Raw genomic sequence first — 17,743 nt, 5'->3', positions numbered from 1 at the left:
TTTTCTTGGCTATCGACCTTTCGCCGCCAGCACGCAGCAGCCCGCCAACAGCAGCAGGTCCTTCAGGAGAAACTGACCGCTGGATGTCAGGTAGGGGAAACCGCCCAGGCTGCCGTTCCATGTGGGGGCGAAAGTAACCATGAAGCTGAGCGTGACGATGAAGGTTCCCGCCGCCAGCGCAAGGCCCAGCATATAGGCGCGCTGGTTCCACCAGTTGCCGGTCAGCAGGGCCACAGTTGCCAGCTCAATCGCACCAATGACATAGGATGCCTGCATGGTACCCAAATACACCGGCAGCCACCAGTTGAATACCGGGCTGGTTTTGAGCAGCGGCGCGATACCATCAGCTTCGATTTGTGTGAATTTCATGCCGCCGATCCAGCCGAGGACCACGATAATCCCGATCAGCATCACAAGTTTGCCGTGGCGATGCCCGAGGCACCAAAGTGCCAGTCCCCCAATTGTGATATATTTCAGAAGCCCTTGGCCTGACCCAATCGCCGGAAAACCTCCAAGCGAGCCGATCCACACCGGGTTGGTGAGGAGGAGGCTGAGGCTCGCGGCGCTCCACAGCACGACAAAGCCGTATGCATAGCGCTTGACGCGTTCTGGCACCGAATGCAGCACGATCAACAGGCCTGACAGCGCCTGCGCGCCGCCCAGTGCCCACATGATCCACTGTTTGTTTTCCTGAAGGCCGGAGAGGAACATATGGCCCTTGAGCCAACGGTCGACCGTTTCGGCACTGGCGCCAGAGATATTCATCAGGCCGAACCATATCAGGACGCCCGCGAGCGACAGGGTCACGAACAGGTCGGTGAATTGCGCACCCGGACGCAGGCGGTCAAATATTGCAGTCATGGTTTCAGGCTCCCCTTACATTGCCAGCAGTAAGCAGAATGTGGGGAAGGGCGTCAAGCGGCGCTTTCGCCGATAACGGCTTCTTGAGCCTCTGTGTAGGCTTCCTCGGCCATCACCCAGGCTTCTTCGGCGGCTTCGATCTTGGCGGTCAGTTCTGCGGCCATGATCGACAGCTTCGCCACCTTTTCTTCCTGACCGGGCTCATAAAGGCGTGGGTCGGCGAGGCGGGTATCAACCTTTTCCTTTTCGGCCAGAAGTTTTTCAAGTGCCTCCTCGGCCTTCTCAACCTTGCGGCGGTAGGGTGCGAGCTGGCGGCGAATCTCTGCAGCATTCTGCCGGGCGGCCTTTTTCTGGTTATCCGCTTTTGGCCCACGTTTCTCTGACCGCTCGCCGGAGCGTTCCTTGAGGAGATGCTGCTTATAATCTTCAAGGTCGCCGTCAAAACGCTTCACATCGCCTTTTTCAACAATCCACAGCCGGTCAACGCAGGCTTCCACCAGGTGTCTGTCGTGGCTGATCAGAAGCACCGCGCCGTCATAATCATTCACCGCATGGATCAGTGCTTCGCGACTGTCCACATCCAGGTGGTTGGTGGGTTCATCGAGAATCAGAAGCTGCGGGGCATGGAAGGTGGCCAGGGCGAACATCAGGCGTGCTTTTTCACCACCCGAGAGTGATTCCACCGGCCTGTCGGCTTTCTCCACGCCAAAACCGAACGAGCCCAGCCTCGCGCGAACCTTGGCTTCAATAGCGTCCGGCATCAGCTTCGCCAGATGGTCATAGGGGCTGGCCTTGGGCCTCAATTCGTCCAGCTGGTGCTGGGCAAAGTATCCGACCGTCAGCTTACGCGGGCGGCGCATATTGCCTTCCATCGGCTGCAGCTTTTCAGCCAACAGCTTGGCGAAGGTGGATTTGCCGTTACCGTTCGCACCCAGAAGCGCAATGCGGTCATCCATATCGATCCGGAGATCGAGCTTTTTCAGGATCGGCTTGTCGGCTTCATAGCCCACGCTGGCGCCTTCAAGTGCGATCAGCGGTGAGGACAGAGGGTCCGGTTTCGGGAACTGGAAGGGCACCGTATGTTCTTCGACCATCGTGGCGATGGGTTTCATGCGCTCCAGCGCCTTGACCCTGCTTTGCGCCTGCTTGGCCTTCGACGCCTTGGCCTTGAAGCGGTCAACGAAGCTCTGGATGTGGCGGCGCTCGGCTTCCTGCTTGGATTTGAGCGCCATCTGGCGTTCCATCTGCTCGCGCCTCAGTTCCTCGAACCGGTCATAGCCGCCCGTATAAAGGTTCAGCTTCTGGTTCTCCAGATGCACGATGTGGGTGACGGCCTTGTTCAGAAGGTCCCGGTCGTGGCTGACAATCACGACTGTATAGGGGTAGTTCTTGAGGAAATTCTCGAGCCACATGACGCCTTCAAGGTCGAGATAGTTGGTTGGCTCATCGAGAAGCAGCAGATCGGGCTCGTTAAACAGTACGCAGGCCAGTGCCACCCGCATCCGCCAGCCGCCTGAATAGCTCTGGCACGGCCGCGCCTGGGCCTCGTCGTCAAAGCCTAGGCCCGAGAGGATCGTGGCCGCGCGGGCTTCCGCCGTGTGCGCGCCAATGTCGGCGAGCCTTGTGTGGATTTCTGCAATACGGTGCGGGTCTGTCGCGGTCTCAGATTCAGCCTGCAAGGCCGTGAGTTCCTTGTTGGAGATCAGCACGGTCTCCAAGAGGCTCTCGGGTCCGTCGGGCGCTTCCTGGCCCACGTGGCCCACACGGGCCGTGGGGCGGATCTTGATTTCGCCAGCCTCGGGGCTCAGTTCCCCAAGGATCATCTTCAGCAATGTCGATTTGCCGACGCCGTTGCGGCCAACAAAACCCACCTTGTGCCCAGCGGGCACACCAACGGTCGCCTCCTCAAAGAGGACGCGGTTGCCGATCCGGTAGGTTATGTCGTTGATGTGTAACATGGCAGGCGAAGTATCACAGGGCAGGGGCCTTGGCAACGCCATACAGCGCCCAAAGCAGACAATGCTTGGCTTTGCCATGGTTTGTGCTATAAGGCGCGCGAATCAAGTTTAACCCCATCTATTAAAGGGATAGTCACATGGCTGTGCAACGTACTTTTTCCATCATTAAACCAGACGCCACCAACCGTAACCTGACCGGTGCGATCAACGCTATTTTCGAGAAAAATGGCCTGCGCATCGTTGCTCAGAAGCGCATCGAGATGACGCAGAAACAAGCAGAGACTTTCTACGCTGTTCACTCTGAGCGTCCTTTCTTTGGTGAGCTGGTTGAGTTCATGACGTCCGCTCCTGTTGTTGTTCAGGTTCTGGAAGGCGAGAACGCCGTTCTGAAACACCGTGAAGTGATGGGCGCCACCAACCCGGCTGAAGCTGCGGAAGGCACCGTTCGTAAAGAATTCGCACTGTCCATCGGTGAAAACTCCGTTCACGGTTCTGACAGTGAAGAAAACGCAGCGATCGAAATCGCGCAGTTCTTCTCTGGCAACGAGATCGTAGGCTAATCAGCCGACAAATATTCTGCCTGGGAGCTAACTAGGCACGCGGGTTCGCTCGCGAGAGGGAAGGGTCAGCCGTTGGTTGGCCCTTTTTTCATGGCCGGACTACTTGTTTGCCAAATGCGGCCCGACAATATTACTGTCACAGGAAGAATTGACCGGAGCAGGGTGCGGAGACCGTGAGGAAAGCAACAATACGACTGGCGTGGTTCACACTTGGTGTGGTTTCGCTGCTGCTTGGATTGGTTGGCGCTGTGCTGCCGCTATTGCCCACAACGCCCTTTCTGTTGCTGGCCGCCTTCGGGTTTGCCCGGTCATCGCCGCGCCTTCACGGTTGGCTTATGGCGCACCGCCAGTTCGGGCCGATGATCAGAAATTGGGAACAGTATGGCGCGATTGACCGGCGGTCGAAACGTGTGGCGGTGATTGTGATTGCGCTCACGCCCGTCATCACGTGGCTTGCGGGTGCACCCTACTGGGCACTCGCAACCCAGATAGCGGTTCTGGCTGTGGTTGCAGCCTTTATCCTCACGCGACCAGTTCCAGAGGTAGCAAAGCAGCAAGATGTACGAACATGAATGGCATTGGAAGCGTGCGCTGGTTGCGGTTTTGGTAGGGCCGTTGGGGGCGTCTGCCGTGACCGGCATACTCTATTGGTCAATCAGCAACCTGATCGTGCTTCTGCTTGGCGAAGGCCTGGTTTTTGCAGAGGTCAGTTTTGCCGCCGGTTTCTTCATTGAAGGCGAAACAGTGGTTTATATGTCTCTTGGAGCCGGCATCACCGGCATGGCTCTGATGCTTATTCCTGGGTTTCCGCTCAGCTATGGCCTTTCCAGGCTTTCGCGCCACTCAAAGCCCGCCTATATCGCCGCCAGCTTTATGGCTTTCCCAGCAATGGTGGGCTTGATCATGTTTCAGAGCCGGTCGTCCGGCTTGGTAACGCCGCGCGATATCTATTTCCTGAGCTATTTTGCGCTGATCACGCTGCTGAACGGCTGGATCGCGCATTGGGTCATACACGGCAAAAGAAAAAGACCGCCTGAAAGGGTTGAGGCGGTCTTCGAATGATCTGGTTGTTGAGGGGCTTATGGTAGCGGGCTGATGATGCCCAACTCGCCCACATCTACATCTTTGAAAGCCACCTTGTTGCCCGCCACGCGGACCTTACCTTCGGCAATCATCCTGACCGCGGCCGGGTACATCTTGTGCTCATAGCTCAGGGTTTTGGCGATCAGGCTTTCTTCTGTTTCGTCCACTGCAACCGGGATAGCGGCTTGCATGATGATCGGGCCGTTGTCCATCTCGGGCCGCACATAGTGGATGGTGCAGCCCGCGAAGCGGACACCATCTTCGATGGCGCGCGCATGCGTATGCAGGCCTTTGTATGACGGCAGCAGCGACGGGTGGATGTTGATCATGCGGTCGCGCCAGCGATTGACGAATGTGGAGGTCAGAAGCCGCATAAAGCCCGCGAGGCAAACAAGGTCCACCTTATGGTCCGCGAGGCACTCATGCAGCGCGTCCTCGAACGTCTCCTTGTCCTCAAATTCCTTGTGATCAATGGTCACAGCCTTGATGCCAGCCTGTTCGGCGCGCTCAAGCCCGCGCACGCCGGGGCGGTTGGAAATGACAACCTCAATGGTGGCTGGGTAATCAGCGGCCGAGCAGGCGTCGATCAGGGCCTGCAGGTTGGTACCGCTGCCGGAAATCATGACGCCGAGACGAAGTTTCCGCATGGCTTATCCTTCACCCGTGATGGCGGACCAGTCAGTGTCTGCGCCCCAGGTGCCAGCTTTGCCGGTCACTCGGCATTTCGGCTTGCCGGCGCCCTTGGTGATGTAACCAATGGTGTAAACCGTCTCGCCGTGCTCTTTGAGAAGCGCTGTGGCGGCTTCTGCATGTTCAGGTGCCACAACAACAACCATGCCGATGCCGCAGTTGAAGGTGCGGGACATCTCTGACGCCTGGATGTTGCCCTGGTCGCGCAGCCAGTTGAACACGCCGGGAAGCTCCCACGTGCCGGTGTCCACTTCTGCGAGCGTGTCCTTTGGCATCACGCGGGGAATATTCTCAAGGAAGCCGCCGCCGGTGATGTGGGAAAAGGCTTTGGCATAGCCAGCCTTCGTGGCTGCGAGGCAGCTTTTGACGTAAATCTTGGTCGGGGCCAGCAGCTCTTCGCCCAGCGTGCCCGCGCCAAAGCCGGAGGCGTCGGAATATTTGTGGCCTTTATCTTCTACGATGCGGCGAATGAGCGAATAGCCGTTCGAATGCGTACCGTTTGACGCCAGCCCCAGAAGCACGTCGCCCTCAGTAACGGTAGAGCCGTCAAGTAGCGTACCGCGCTCTGCGGCGCCCACGCTGAAGCCAGCCAGGTCATAATCACCGCCCTGGTACATGCCGGGCATTTCTGCCGTTTCGCCACCAATCAGCGCGCAACCGGCCTGACGGCAGCCTTCGGCAATACCGGCGACCACGTCAGTCATCTGCGCCACGTCCAGGTGGCCTGTCGCCATATAATCAAGGAACAAAAGCGGCTCTGCACCCTGAACCACAAGGTCATTCACGCACATGGCCACAAGATCGATACCCACGGTGTCATGAATGCCCGCGTCGATGGCGACCTTCAGCTTGGTGCCGACGCCATCGTTGGCAGCCACAAGGATCGGATCATTAAAGCCTGCAGCCTTAAGGTCAAACAGACCGCCAAAGCCGCCAAGGCTTGCGTCCGCGCCGGAGCGGCGGGTTGAAGCCGCCAGTGGCTTGATATTCTCAACAAGGGCTTCACCGGCGTCGATATCCACGCCTGCCTGCTTATAGGTGTATGAATCGTTTTGGGCGCTCACGTTTCTTCTTCCAAGCATTTCTGACGCCTGTTGCGGGGGCGCCATTCTGTGTTTCCGTCCAGCGGGTGGCCACAAATTGGGCTAATTTAATTGCAAGCCTAAGACCCTATGGCATTTGATTTCAAGCGCGTTATAGTGGCGCCGGATCAGTTATGAAAGTATTTATGCGCAAGCTTCTGGGAAATAATCATCTTTTCTGTATCTTCGCGGCGTTCCTGGGCGTATTTGCCGCAGATATTGCCGCGTGGGCGCAAGCCAAGGAAGACCCACTCGACCGATTGTTCACCATTCAGGCCATCAAGGTCGATGAAACCGCGAGCCGGGCCAGCGAGGCGCGCCGCGTGGCTCTCGCCAAAGCCGAACTGATGGCCTACGAGAAGCTGCTGGTGAAGCTGACGCAGCCTGAGGGCAGGGAGAAGCTGCCCACCATGAGCGCCCGTGAAGTTCAGGCCATGATCAGCGGTATCGAGGTGGTTGAGGAACAGTCTTCCTCCCGCAGATACCTTGCAACACTTGATGTACGGTTCGAGCCCGGCGTTGTCAGCCAGTTCCTGGCACAATATAACGTGCCGCACGTGTTGGGTACCGGGCGCGGTATTCTTGTGGTCCATGGCCACAGCCGCGGACTGCAGGATATCCTGTGGGAGGCAGACGCGACGCTGGATGCAGCCCGCGAGCAAGTCGACTGGCTGAACCGTATTCGGCAATATGTCTTTCCGCGCGGCGAAATGGCAGAGCGCGCCATGCTGACGTATGAGGAAGTGGCTCATCTTGAAGCCCGCGATGTGCTGACGCTGGCACGGCGCTATGATGTCCGATCTGCGCTGATTATAGCATCACGCTGGCATACTGCCGGTCCCGAGGGTGCGGTGCTCGACTATAGGTTCCTCAATACCGACGGCGATATTACAGGCGACGGCCGTATCCGCAATGCCGCAAGCGAGGAAGCGGCGATTGCTGCCATGTATGCTGAAGCACTGGAGCAGATCGATAGCGCATGGCGTGCCCAGTTGCTGGTGGATACAGGGCAGGGCGGCGTTCTGGACGTGATGGTTTCATCGACCGAGCTTGGAACCTATAATCAAGTTTTATCGAGACTGGACGACGTTAGCCTGGTTAGTGACGTGGAGCAGCTTCAGATTGGGCTGCCCTTCAGCCAACTGCGCTTTCGGTACACAGGCCGCGAGGATCAGCTTGTGCTGGCGCTCAGGTATGCAGGCCTTGTTTTGTCGCCGTATGGCGAAAGCCAGCTGTTGGCGCTGCGTGGGGACGATGTAGACGACTAACGCTTAATGAATGTGGGGGAGACATCATGAATAAATGGTTCTGGATCGGCACAACAGCCGTTGTGATACTGTTTGTATACCTGACGAAAGGCGTCATGCTGCCCTTTCTGGCAGGGCTTGCTGTTGCCTATTTCCTTGACCCGATTGCCGACAGGCTTGAGGCGCTGAAGGTTCCCCGCGGCGCTGCCGCAGCCATGGTGATCACGGTGTTTTTCCTGGTGATTGTTGGGGTTGTCCTAGCATTCTGGCCCATCCTGCAATCCCAGATCGCGGCCATCTCCCAAAGCCTACCTCAAACGCTTGCGGGCCTGAGGCCCTGGTTGAACGACACGCTACAAACGCTTTCGGACCGTTTCGGGCAGGACGTTGCGGGCGATGTAGACAGCATGCTGGCCTCCTTCAGCGATGAACTGCTGGCGCGGGTTAAGCACGGCGCCGGCACGGTGCTAAAAAGCGGGCTTGCGGTGTTCAACATCCTGTCGCTGATGCTGATTTCGCCAGTTGTGGCCTTTTACCTGCTGCGGGATTGGGACCTTCTGGTTGCCAAGGTGGACAGCTGGTTGCCGCCCTCGGGCAGCGAGGTCGTCCGGGGCCTTGCGCGCAATGTCGACACCGTTCTGGCCGGTTTCGTGCGCGGGCAGTTGATTGTCAGCACCATCATGGGCATCCTTTATGCCATAGGCTGGTCAGCCGTGGGCCTTGATTTCGCTATTCTGCTGGGCGTGCTGGCTGGTGTAATGTCCATCGTGCCTTTCGTTGGCGCCTTGTTTGCCGCTGCCGTTGCCGTGGCCATGGGCATTGGCCAATGGGGCATGGACCCAGTCCAACTGGGGCTTGTTGCCAGCGTGTTCCTTGTGGTGCAGGTGATCGAGGGCTCGCTCCTGACACCGAAACTGATCGGCGACCGTGTTGGCCTGCACCCTGTGTGGGTATTGTTTGCGGTGTTTGCCGGTGGTGAGGTGATGGGCTTTGTGGGCGTCTTGATTGCAGTGCCTGCTGCTGCGGCCATTGCCGTCTTGGTGCGCTACTGGATCGACGTCTATCTGGAGCATCACGGCATCCCGGACGCTGTGCAGCCCGCAGCTTCGAAAGAATAAATCTAAACTGAGTGATGAGTATTGAGGACCAGCAATGGTAAAACAGGCAAAACAGATACCGCTTGAGCTACCGCACAAGCCCAGTTTCGAAATGGCGGATTTTATCGTTTCCGCCTCGAATGAGGCAGCGTTTTCCGTTGTGGACGGTTGGCCGGACTGGCCACACCATGCCGTCGCCCTCGTGGGGCCGGCTGCCAGCGGCAAAACCCATCTGGCAAAGGCCTGGGCGAAACGAGCGGATGCGATTGAGGTCAACGCGTCTGACGAAATTGACGCCATCGCGCCCGGCAGCAACGTGCTGGTTGACGGTGCAGACGCGGCGACACGTCGGGACGAAACACTGTTCCACCTGTTTAACTGGACCAAGGAGACCGGTGGCCACCTGTTGTTGACCAGCCGCACCGCGCCTAACTTGTGGAATGTAGCGTTGCCGGACCTCAAGTCACGGCTGGCCACCATTCCGGTCGCGGAAATCAGTGAGCCTGATGACCATTTGTTAATGGTTCTACTGGTAAAACTGTTTTCTGACAGACAGTTACAAGTTGATCTTGCTGTAGTGGATTATATTATCAAGCGCATTGAGCGGTCCTTCACTGCCGCCAAAGAGCTGGTTGATGCCATCGACCGGCATGCTTTGGCAGACAAACGCAAAATAACCAAGGCGTTGGCTAAAACTTGCTTAGAGGCGCCAACAGACAGATAATTGTAACATTCATGGGCTACGGGGACCCTTTATAACCCCGACAGGAGCAGACGACAGCATGGCTGACGGAGACCAAAAGGCAGCATCACAACCCACCGAGGCCAAAGATAAAGGCTTGCCATCCCGTGAGGAGATTGTCAGTCACATCAAAGGCCTGCCCGGCGGTGAGAAGTATCTGAACCGGGAGCTGAGCTGGCTTCAGTTCAACATGCGCGTTTTGGAAGAAGCGGAAAACATGCGCCACCCGCTCTTGGAGCGCCTACGCTTCCTGTCGATTTCAGGCAATAACCTCGACGAATTCTATATGGTGCGCGTTGCAGGCCTTAGGGGCCAGTGCGACATGAAGCTTGAGGTCGTGTCTGATGACCAGAAATCGCCGATGCAGCAGTTGCAGCAACTGAATGATCTGGCAGAAACCCTGATGGCCAAGCAGCAGGACGTTTGGGCGGGGCTCAACAAGGAACTGCGTGAGAACAAAATCATCGTGCTGGAGAAAGCCGAGATCTCCCAGGAAGAGCGCGATTGGATCGAAGGATATTTCCTGGATAATGTGATGCCGGTCCTGACGCCGATTGCGGTTGATCCGGCTCATCCATTTCCCTTCATCCAGAACCTTGGGTTCACTATGGCGCTGTCGCTGGTGCGTAAGCGCGACAATAAGGAAATGGTGGCACTGCTGCCGGTACCGCATCATGTTGACCGCTTTGTGCGCCTGCCGAATGATACCAGCGGCGAAGTGCGGTTCATTGCGCTGGAGCGCATGCTGGAACTGTTCCTGGACCAACTGTTTCCGGGATACCGCGTTGATGGCTGTGGTGTGTTCCGCATTATCCGCGATAGCGATATCGAGATTGAAGAGGAGGCGGAAGATCTGGTGCGCGTGTTTGAAAGCGCGCTCAAGCGCCGCCGCCGGGGCAGGGTAATCCGCCTGAAGGTTGATGCGGCCATGCCTGAGCCGCTCAGGAACCTTGTGATCAACCGGCTGGACGCGGACGAAGAAACCGTTGTTGTTGTCGACGGCATACTCGGCATCGATGAAACAGGCGAGCTGATTGTCGACGATTTCCCCGACCTGAAATATGTGCCCTATAACCCGCGCTACCCTGAGCGCGTAAGGGATTTCGGTGGGGATATCTTCAAGACCATCGCCTCGAAGGACTTTGTGGTTCACCACCCTTATGAATCCTTCGAAGTTGTGCACCATTTCTTGCTTCAGGCAGCGCGCGACCCGGATGTTGTGGCGATCAAGCAGACGCTCTATCGCGCAGGCTCCCAGTCCCAGATCATCAAGGCGCTGATCGAGGCGGCAGAAGCGGGCAAATCCGTCACAGCCGTGGTGGAGTTGAAAGCGCGGTTTGATGAGGAACAAAACATCAAGTGGGCGCGCGACCTTGAGCGCGCGGGCGTGCATGTGGTGTTCGGCTTTATCGACCTGAAGACCCACGCGAAGGTATCGATGGCTGTCAGGCGCGAAAACGGCAAGCTCCGGAGCTATATGCACTTCGGGACCGGCAACTATCACCCGGTTACGGCGCGGTTCTATACGGACCTGTCGTTCTTTACCGCCGATCCCGCGCTGGCGCGTGACACCAACAAGATGTTCAATTATCTGACCGGCTATGTTGAGCCCGACGGCATGGAAAAGCTGGTGATGTCACCCTTCATGCTGCGGGATCACTTGATCCGGTTGATCGACAAGGAAATCGAGATCGCGCGGTCGGGTGGCCCAGGTGCCGTGTGGGTGAAGCTGAATTCGCTGCTGGACCCCAAGATCATCGACAAGCTCTATGAGGCCTCCATGAACGGGGTTCAGGTGGACCTCGTGGTGCGCGGTATCTGTACGCTGCGCCCAGGCATTCCGGGTCTCAGCGAAAACATTCGTGTGCGGTCTATTGTTGGCCGTTTCCTTGAGCATGCCCGCATCTGCTGCTTCGGCAACGGGCACGGCCTGCCATCGCGCCAAGCGAAGGTCTATATCTCGAGCGCAGACTGGATGCCGCGGAACTTTGACCGCCGCGTCGAAAGCCTTGTACCGATTGAGAACCCGACTGTGCATGACCAGATTATGGGGCAGGTGATGGCTGCAAACTTCAAGGACAACACCCAGTCCTGGAGTATGGCGCCGGACGGCAGTTTCCGCCGGAACCTGCCGAAGGAAGGCGAAAAAGAGTTCATCGCCCACCATTATTTCATGACCAACTCGTCCCTTTCTGGTAGGGGCAAGGCCTTGGGCGGTGACAAGAAAATCACGCCCCTGATTGATTATAGTATTGAGGACTGATCAGCATGTTTGAAGCGGCGGCCCGGGCCGATGATTATATCGCAGTAATCGACATCGGCTCCAACTCCGTGCGGCTTGTTGTCTTTTCCGGTCTTCGGCGTGTGCCAGACATTATCTTCAACGAAAAGGTCATGTGTGGTTTGGGCGCTGAAATCGGTGTCTCGGGCAAAATGGGCAAGAAAGCCATGGACAGCGCGGTGTCCACGCTAAAGCGATTCCGGGCCTTGTGTGAGCAGATGCAGGTAGAACGGATCGAGATCCTGGCGACCGCGGCAGTCCGCGACGCCAAAAACCGCAAAGCGTTCATCAATCGCGTTCGTAAGGAATGCGGTATCGAGATTGAGACCATTGATGGTGTGGAAGAAGCCCGGCTGGCGGCCCACGGGGTGATTTCAGCTGAACCCCACGCTACTGGCATCATGGGGGACCTGGGCGGGGGGTCACTTGAGCTTGCCCGCATTGAAGATGGCGAAGTCCATGAGACAATCAGCTTGCCAATCGGTCCACTCAGGTTGCAGAGCATGTTCGGTGATGACCGGCGTAAAATCCGCAAGCATCTGAAAAGCTTGTTTGAGGAAATTCCATGGCTTTCCGAACGGCAAGGCCAAAACCTGTATATGGTTGGTGGCGCCTGGCGGAATATTGCCAAGCTTATGATGAGGGAAAAGTCCAACCCGCTGCCCATCCTGCAGGGCTACCGAAACAGCCGGTCTGAATACACCAATTACTGCAAACGCATCAGCCGCCTGTTGCCTGATGATATTCCCTTTGCAGGCTTGCTCACTGGTCGTCGCCGTGCGGTAATGCCAACCGCCGCCATAATCTTGATGGAAGTGATGGCCGCGATGAAAGCCAAGCTGGCCGTGGTTTCCACATATGGCATCCGCGAGGGCCTGATCTATGACCTGACGCGCGAAGACGAACGCGGCATGGACCCGTTTCTGTTTACCTGCCACGTGCTGGCAGCGGAACGATCCAGGTTTGCAGAGCACAGTAATCTGCTGTTTGAATGGACGCGCCCCTTGTTCTGGCACAAGGTGCCGGACCCCGAGCTTCGTGAGAAGCTGCATCGGGCGATTTGCTTGCTGAGCGATATTGCTTGGCGGGGACATCCCGATTTCCGGGCTGAGAAGGCCGTGGAATCGGTGCTGCACGGTCATTTCATTGGTGTTTCGCACCGGGACAGAGCTTATCTGGCAGTTGCCATGAACCAGGCGTATGGCGCGTCGGTGGACCTGGGCCATGTGGCGCATATCCTGCCGCTGCTCAAGATCAATGAAATTCTGGAGGCCCGCATGATGGGGGCAGCGCTTCGGCTGGCCCAGCGCTTGTCTGGAGGCACTGCCGATCCATTGCTGCACAGCCGCCTGCGTGTGAGTAAATCCAAGGTCTATCTGGGCGTACCGAAGGCCTACAAGGATATCGCCAACGAGGTGGTGCAGAAGCGATTGACTCAACTTGGTCAGCTTATGGGCCGCCGGGCGGTAATCGAGTTCCCGAATGATATTAGCTGAGCACGAGCCGGCGCATCTGATTTCTGTTGCGCTTGATCCTGAAATGTGATCACTTTTTTTTGGACCTTAAATTTCGCCTTAAATCTCGAGTATCCAAAAATGGAAAATTTGCCTGAAGACGTGTTGGCCTGCCTGTCCGCTCACCCGGACATTGAAGTAATCGACTGCATGATGCCCGATATGGTGGGCATGATGCGCGGCAAACAGTTGCCGATCGATGGCTTGAAGAAGCTTTACACCACAGGCATTCCGTTGCCAACATCGTCGGCGCTGATGGACAGCAAGGGCCAATTGGTGGACACGGTAGTGGAAGGCCCCCAGGACGGTGACCCAGATCGCATCTGCAAGCCGGTTCCGGGTACGTTTTCCTATGTGCCGTGGGTCAAGCGCCCAACCGCACAGGTATTGATGAGCCAACACGAAAAGGACGGTAGCTTGTTCGCGGCTGATCCGCGTGCGGCGCTTTTGAACGCGCTGAAGCCCCTCTCAGACATGGGGCTGACGCCCGTTGTGGCACTTGAGCTTGAGTTTTACATGACAGAACCCACGCTGCCGCTCAGGCCCGCGAAAACGCCAAACGGCTGGACGCCGCTGACAGGTGCGCAGGCGACGGGGTTTGAGGACCTGTATGATTTCGATGATGTGCTGCGAGAGCTGTACGCCGTCTGTGCCGAGCAGAATATCCCTGCCGAAGGGGTGTTGTCGGAATACGGGCCCGGACAGTTTGAAGTGAACCTAACCCATGTGCCCGATATTGTGACCGCCTGCGATCACGCCATGCTTCTGAAGCGGGCAATCAAGGGGGTAGCGCGCAAGCACGGCATGGTGGCGACTTTCATGGCGAAGCCATACGCGGATTGCGCCGGCTCGGGGCTGCACGCCCATATCAGCCTCTTGGACCGGGACGGCAACAATGTGTTTGGCTGCGAGGGCGGCAACAATTGGTCAGAAACGTTCGAGCACGCCGTGGGCGGGCTTCAAGCCACTATGGCAGAAAGCATGGCCATTTTCGCGCCCAATGCCAACAGCTACCGGCGGTTTCAGCGCGGTAGCTACGTGCCGCTGACACCCACATGGGGGCCGAACCACCGGGGTGTTTCTCTGCGTATTCCGCTCGCGGACGCGGCGAACATGCGGGTGGAGCATCGTGTATCCGGGGCGGACGCCAACCCGTATCTGGTCGCGGCAGCTATTGTGGCGGGCATCCACCACGGTATCGACGCCAAGGCAAAGCCGGGGCCGATGGTCGCGGAAGAAACAGTGCTGGAAGAAGAAAAAGCCACACTACCGTCCCGTTGGCCGCATGCGTTGGACCGGTTTGAAGCGGGTACGATTCTGCCGCGCTACCTGGGGGCGCGCTACCATGACTATTTCCTCAAGTGCAGACGCTTTGAGGAAGAAAGCTTCCATGCCGAGGTCAGTGAACGGGACCTGGACTGGTATTGGCGCGCGACATAGGCGCACAAAAAAGGGAGGGCGCTGGCCCTCCCAATCTCAAATCATTCTGTTGTCAGACTATTCGGATTCGAGCTCAACAACCTCGATATCACCTTTGTGGGCCGTGAGCGCCAGATCACCACGCATCAGCTTCTCGGCGTCCTTGCCGAAAATCTCATAGCGCCAGCCATGCATGGCCTTGATGTCGGTGGTCGGCACTGCCGCCCAATTCTCAATGTCCGCGCTGTTCGCAACCATGCGCGACGCAACCTTGGCTTCCTGACACTTGATTTTCAAGAGCACTTTCAGAAGGTCGGCCATCGGCGGCGTTGCCGGACGGGGTTTCGCCCGTTCAATCTGCGGCAGTTCGCTTTCAGGCATGTTGAGGCCTTTTTCCAAAGCCTCCATCAGCGACTTTCCGGCACGGGACCGGCTGAATCCTTTTGGAATGCTGCGAATGCGATCAAGCCCGGCGACATCCTTCGGCGGGTGGGCCGCGATCTCGAACAGGGTCTCGTCCTTGGCGACGCGGTTGCGCGGCAGGTCGCGTTCCTGTGCCTGCAGCTCACGCCACTCCGCCAGGGCCTTCAGGATGCCGAGGAACCGCGGTTTGTTGGTGCGTACCTTCAGGCGCTTCCAAGCATCTTCCGGCTTGACGAAGTAAAGCTCTGGATCACGCAGCATAGCCGTTTCTTCATCGACCCAGCCAACGCGATTCTCGCGCTCAAGCTCAGCCTTCAGCGTGCGGTAGATGTCCCTGAGGTAGGTTACATCGCCGATGGCGTAATTGAGCTGGGTGTCAGACAGCGGCCGCTTGGACCAGTCCGTGTAGCGGGCTGATTTATCCAGCTGCGCCTTGGTGATTTTGGTCACCAATGTCTCATAGCCAACCGAATCGCCGAAGCCGCAAACCATCGCAGCGACCTGAGTATCAAAGATCGGGGCAGGGAGTGCGCCATCCATCATCTGGTGGAATATCTCCATGTCCTGGCGGCAGGCGTGCATGACCTTCAGGACATTCTCATCCGCCAGCAGATCCATCAGGGGACTGAGGTCAATGCCTTCAGCCAGAGGGTCAATGGCAAAGGCGCCGTCATCATCGGCGACCTGGACAAGACAAAGCTTGGGATAATAAGTATTGTCGCGAAGGAACTCGGTATCTACGGTGACAAACTCTGCGGCTGCGAGGCGTTCGCAAAGACTGGCAAGTTCGTCCGTACTGGTAATTGGTTGCATGTAAATTTCCGTTTCTGTTTGGCGCATCTAATACACAACCAGAGGCCAATCGTCACCCTTTCTCTGCAATCCTTCTAACACGGTCTTGACATTCGCTGTCATTCATGCGCTTTTCCGGGCCAAATTTGTACGTAATATTCGTACCCAGAGACTAAAAAGAACGTAGGAAACCATGCACGATTATCGCTCTCACACTTGTAACGAGCTTCGCCACGCCAACGTCGGCGAAACCGTCCGCCTGTCTGGCTGGGTTCACCGTAAACGGGACCACGGCGGCCTGCTGTTTATCGACCTGCGCGATAACTATGGCCTGACCCAATGTGTGTTCGACGTGGACAGCAAATGCTTCGCGGAAGCGGAGGCTGTACGTGCTGAAAGCGTGATCCGTATTGATGGCCGCGTGAAGGCTCGCACGGAAGACACGGTCAACAAAGACCTGCCGACTGGCGACGTTGAGATCTATGTTGACGAGCTTGAAGTTCTGTCTGCCGCTGGTGACCTGCCGCTGCCGGTATTCGGCGACACTGAATATCCTGAGGATATTCGCCTGAAGTACCGCTTCCTGGACCTGCGCCGCGAACGCATCCACAATAACATCATTCTGCGCTCTGATGTGATCTCTGAGCTCCGCAACCAGATGACTGGCCAGGGCTTCAAGGAATTCCAGACGCCGATTCTGACGGCTTCAAGCCCAGAAGGCGCGCGTGACTTCCTGGTGCCGGCTCGCCAGCACCCAGGCAAATTCTATGCGCTGCCACAGGCACCACAGCAGTTCAAACAGCTGATCATGGTGTCGGGCTTCGACCGCTACTTCCAGATTGCGCCTTGCTTCCGTGATGAAGATGCCCGCGCGGACCGTAGCCCGGGTGAGTTCTACCAGCTCGATATTGAGATGAGCTTCGTGACCCAGGACGATGTGTTCGGTGCAATCGAGCCCGTACTGGTGAATGTGTTCAAGAAATTCTCCAAGAAGAAGATCACCGAAGCACCGTTCCCGCGCATTCCGTTTGCGGAATCAATGCTGAAGTACGGCAACGACAAGCCTGACCTTCGGAACCCGATCGAAATCCAGGACGTGACCGAAATTTTCCGTGACAGCGGCTTCGGTATTTTCGCCAAAATGGTTGATGGCGGCGCTGTTGTGCGCGCCGTCCCGGCGCCGGAAGCAGGCCTGAAATCCCGCAAGTTCTTTGACAGCACCAACGACTGGTCGAAGCGCGAAGGCTTCGCGGGCCTTGGTTACATCAACATCAAGGAAGGCGTGCCTGGCGGTCCAATTGCCAAGAACCTCGGCGAAGAGCGGACGCAAGCCCTGATCGACCAGTTGGGCCTTGGCCCGAATGACGGTGTCTTCTTTGCCTGTGACAAGGAAGCGGGCGCAGCCAAGCTTGCCGGTCTTGCGCGCACCAAGGTAGGTGAAGACCTCGAGCTGATTCCGGATGACGAGTTCAAATTCTGCTGGATCGTCGACTATCCGATGTTCGAATATGACGAAGAAAACAAGAAGATCGACTTCTCGCACAACCCATTCTCCATGCCGCAAGGCGGGATGGAAGCGCTTGAGACCAAAGATCCGCTTGAGATCCTCGCGTACCAATATGACATCGTCTGTAACGGCATCGAGCTTTCGTCTGGTGCGATCCGGAACCACCGTCCTGACATCATGATCAAGGCGTTTGGTATCGCGGGCTATGATGAAGCAACCGTGGAAGAAGAGTTCGGCGGCATGCTGAATGCGTTCAAATACGGCGCGCCGCCACACGGTGGTCTGGCGCCAGGCGTTGACCGGATGGTGATGCTGCTGGCAGACGAGCCGAACATTCGCGAAGTGATCCTGTTCCCGATGAACCAGAAAGCCGAAGACCTGATGATGGGCGCACCAAGCACGGTTCACCCGAAGCAGCTTCGAGAGCTGCACATTCGGTGCGTAGAGCCGCCTAAGAAAGACGGCGAATAAGACTGATGAGATGGGG

Annotated in this window: 15 protein-coding genes; 10 read left to right on the top strand and 5 right to left on the bottom strand. The window is 57.3% G+C overall.

The genetic code is table 11. From position 1 onward, the window contains the following. Positions 1-9: 9 nt before the first annotated feature. Positions 10-861, bottom strand: coding sequence for a DUF417 family protein (locus KORLAC_RS10915; protein WP_068306451.1), 852 nt, complete (start codon positions 859-861; stop codon positions 10-12). Positions 862-914: 53 nt separating this feature from the next. After that, entirely contained in the window at positions 915-2,819 is a 1,905-nt protein-coding gene (locus tag KORLAC_RS10910) for an ABC-F family ATP-binding cassette domain-containing protein (RefSeq protein ID WP_068306449.1), read from the bottom strand. 137 nt (positions 2,820-2,956) lie between these two features. Here KORLAC_RS10910 and ndk point away from each other — a divergent pair, with 137 nt between their 5' ends. The 3 genes from ndk to KORLAC_RS10895 all read left to right on the top strand — a co-directional run bounded on the left by ndk (position 2,957) and on the right by KORLAC_RS10895 (position 4,441). Then, a complete protein-coding gene (gene ndk, locus KORLAC_RS10905; RefSeq protein WP_068306447.1) occupies positions 2,957-3,379 on the top strand; it encodes a nucleoside-diphosphate kinase in 423 nt (140 codons plus the stop codon). A 173-nt stretch (positions 3,380-3,552) separates the two neighbouring features. Further along, on the top strand, positions 3,553-3,951 hold the full coding sequence (locus KORLAC_RS10900; RefSeq protein ID WP_217627990.1) for a YbaN family protein: 399 nt from the start codon (positions 3,553-3,555) through the stop codon (positions 3,949-3,951). Then, positions 3,938-4,441 carry a hypothetical protein gene (locus KORLAC_RS10895; protein ID WP_068306445.1) on the top strand — a complete coding sequence of 168 codons (504 nt, stop codon included), beginning with the start codon at positions 3,938-3,940 and terminating at the stop codon, positions 4,439-4,441. Before KORLAC_RS10900 ends, KORLAC_RS10895 begins: the two co-directional genes overlap by 14 nt. A 17-nt stretch (positions 4,442-4,458) precedes the next feature. On the opposite strand, the gene purN is transcribed toward KORLAC_RS10895, so the two are convergent. Both purN and purM read right to left on the bottom strand, forming a co-directional pair. Then, entirely contained in the window at positions 4,459-5,109 is a 651-nt protein-coding gene (purN, locus tag KORLAC_RS10890) for a phosphoribosylglycinamide formyltransferase (protein ID WP_068306443.1), read from the bottom strand. 3 nt (positions 5,110-5,112) lie between these two features. Next, a complete protein-coding gene (purM, locus tag KORLAC_RS10885; RefSeq protein ID WP_074519323.1) occupies positions 5,113-6,234 on the bottom strand; it encodes a phosphoribosylformylglycinamidine cyclo-ligase in 1,122 nt (373 codons plus the stop codon). A 134-nt stretch (positions 6,235-6,368) separates the two neighbouring features. Here purM and KORLAC_RS10880 point away from each other — a divergent pair, with 134 nt between their 5' ends. The 6 genes from KORLAC_RS10880 (at position 6,369) to KORLAC_RS10855 (ending at position 14,555) form a co-directional block, all read left to right on the top strand. Beyond that, positions 6,369-7,502 (top strand): DUF2066 domain-containing protein, encoded by a 1,134-nt coding sequence (locus KORLAC_RS10880; RefSeq protein ID WP_068306440.1) that lies wholly within the window; start codon positions 6,369-6,371, stop codon positions 7,500-7,502. A 26-nt stretch (positions 7,503-7,528) separates the two neighbouring features. Continuing rightward, positions 7,529-8,599, top strand: coding sequence for an AI-2E family transporter (locus KORLAC_RS10875; RefSeq protein WP_068306438.1), 1,071 nt, complete (start codon positions 7,529-7,531; stop codon positions 8,597-8,599). Between the two features lie 34 nt (positions 8,600-8,633). Continuing rightward, the gene (locus KORLAC_RS10870; RefSeq protein WP_068306436.1) at positions 8,634-9,302 is read left to right on the top strand and encodes an HdaA/DnaA family protein; all 669 of its coding nucleotides are present in this window, start codon (positions 8,634-8,636) and stop codon (positions 9,300-9,302) included. Between the two features lie 58 nt (positions 9,303-9,360). Then, on the top strand, positions 9,361-11,583 hold the full coding sequence (locus KORLAC_RS10865; RefSeq protein WP_068306434.1) for an RNA degradosome polyphosphate kinase: 2,223 nt from the start codon (positions 9,361-9,363) through the stop codon (positions 11,581-11,583). 5 nt (positions 11,584-11,588) lie between these two features. Further along, positions 11,589-13,097: a Ppx/GppA family phosphatase gene (locus KORLAC_RS10860; protein WP_068306432.1), complete on the top strand. Its 1,509-nt coding sequence runs from the start codon at positions 11,589-11,591 to the stop codon at positions 13,095-13,097. 99 nt (positions 13,098-13,196) lie between these two features. After that, entirely contained in the window at positions 13,197-14,555 is a 1,359-nt protein-coding gene (locus KORLAC_RS10855) for a glutamine synthetase family protein (protein WP_068306431.1), read from the top strand. Positions 14,556-14,612: 57 nt separating this feature from the next. Here KORLAC_RS10855 and rnd read toward each other — a convergent pair whose 3' ends face one another. Then, positions 14,613-15,770: a ribonuclease D gene (rnd, locus tag KORLAC_RS10850; protein ID WP_068307116.1), complete on the bottom strand. Its 1,158-nt coding sequence runs from the start codon at positions 15,768-15,770 to the stop codon at positions 14,613-14,615. A gap of 172 nt (positions 15,771-15,942) precedes the next feature. On the opposite strand from rnd, the gene aspS reads away from it, so the two are divergent. Next, a complete protein-coding gene (gene aspS, locus KORLAC_RS10845; RefSeq protein WP_068306429.1) occupies positions 15,943-17,727 on the top strand; it encodes an aspartate--tRNA ligase in 1,785 nt (594 codons plus the stop codon). Positions 17,728-17,743 lie beyond the last annotated feature (16 nt).

Source organism: Kordiimonas lacus (genome assembly GCF_001550055.1).
GTDB classification, from domain to species: Bacteria; Pseudomonadota; Alphaproteobacteria; order Sphingomonadales; family Kordiimonadaceae; genus Kordiimonas; species Kordiimonas lacus.
This window is presented reverse-complemented; position numbering and strand designations above follow the sequence as displayed.

Excerpts from the sequence above, each read along its gene's own strand:
- ndk (WP_068306447.1), top strand. The coding sequence starts at position 2,957 with ATGGCTGTGCAACGTACTTTTTCCATCATTAAACCAGACGCCACCAAC.
- purN (WP_068306443.1), bottom strand. The coding sequence starts at position 5,109 with ATGCGGAAACTTCGTCTCGGCGTCATGATTTCCGGCAGCGGTACCAAC.
- rnd (WP_068307116.1), bottom strand. The coding sequence starts at position 15,770 with ATGCAACCAATTACCAGTACGGACGAACTTGCCAGTCTTTGCGAACGC.
- KORLAC_RS10910 (WP_068306449.1), bottom strand. The coding sequence starts at position 2,819 with ATGTTACACATCAACGACATAACCTACCGGATCGGCAACCGCGTCCTC.
- KORLAC_RS10855 (WP_068306431.1), top strand. The coding sequence starts at position 13,197 with ATGGAAAATTTGCCTGAAGACGTGTTGGCCTGCCTGTCCGCTCACCCG.
- KORLAC_RS10880 (WP_068306440.1), top strand. The coding sequence starts at position 6,369 with ATGAAAGTATTTATGCGCAAGCTTCTGGGAAATAATCATCTTTTCTGT.
- aspS (WP_068306429.1), top strand. The coding sequence starts at position 15,943 with ATGCACGATTATCGCTCTCACACTTGTAACGAGCTTCGCCACGCCAAC.
- KORLAC_RS10870 (WP_068306436.1), top strand. The coding sequence starts at position 8,634 with ATGGTAAAACAGGCAAAACAGATACCGCTTGAGCTACCGCACAAGCCC.
- purM (WP_074519323.1), bottom strand. The coding sequence starts at position 6,234 with ATGCTTGGAAGAAGAAACGTGAGCGCCCAAAACGATTCATACACCTAT.
- KORLAC_RS10875 (WP_068306438.1), top strand. The coding sequence starts at position 7,529 with ATGAATAAATGGTTCTGGATCGGCACAACAGCCGTTGTGATACTGTTT.
- KORLAC_RS10865 (WP_068306434.1), top strand. The coding sequence starts at position 9,361 with ATGGCTGACGGAGACCAAAAGGCAGCATCACAACCCACCGAGGCCAAA.
- KORLAC_RS10860 (WP_068306432.1), top strand. The coding sequence starts at position 11,589 with ATGTTTGAAGCGGCGGCCCGGGCCGATGATTATATCGCAGTAATCGAC.
- KORLAC_RS10915 (WP_068306451.1), bottom strand. The coding sequence starts at position 861 with ATGACTGCAATATTTGACCGCCTGCGTCCGGGTGCGCAATTCACCGAC.
- KORLAC_RS10895 (WP_068306445.1), top strand. The coding sequence starts at position 3,938 with ATGTACGAACATGAATGGCATTGGAAGCGTGCGCTGGTTGCGGTTTTG.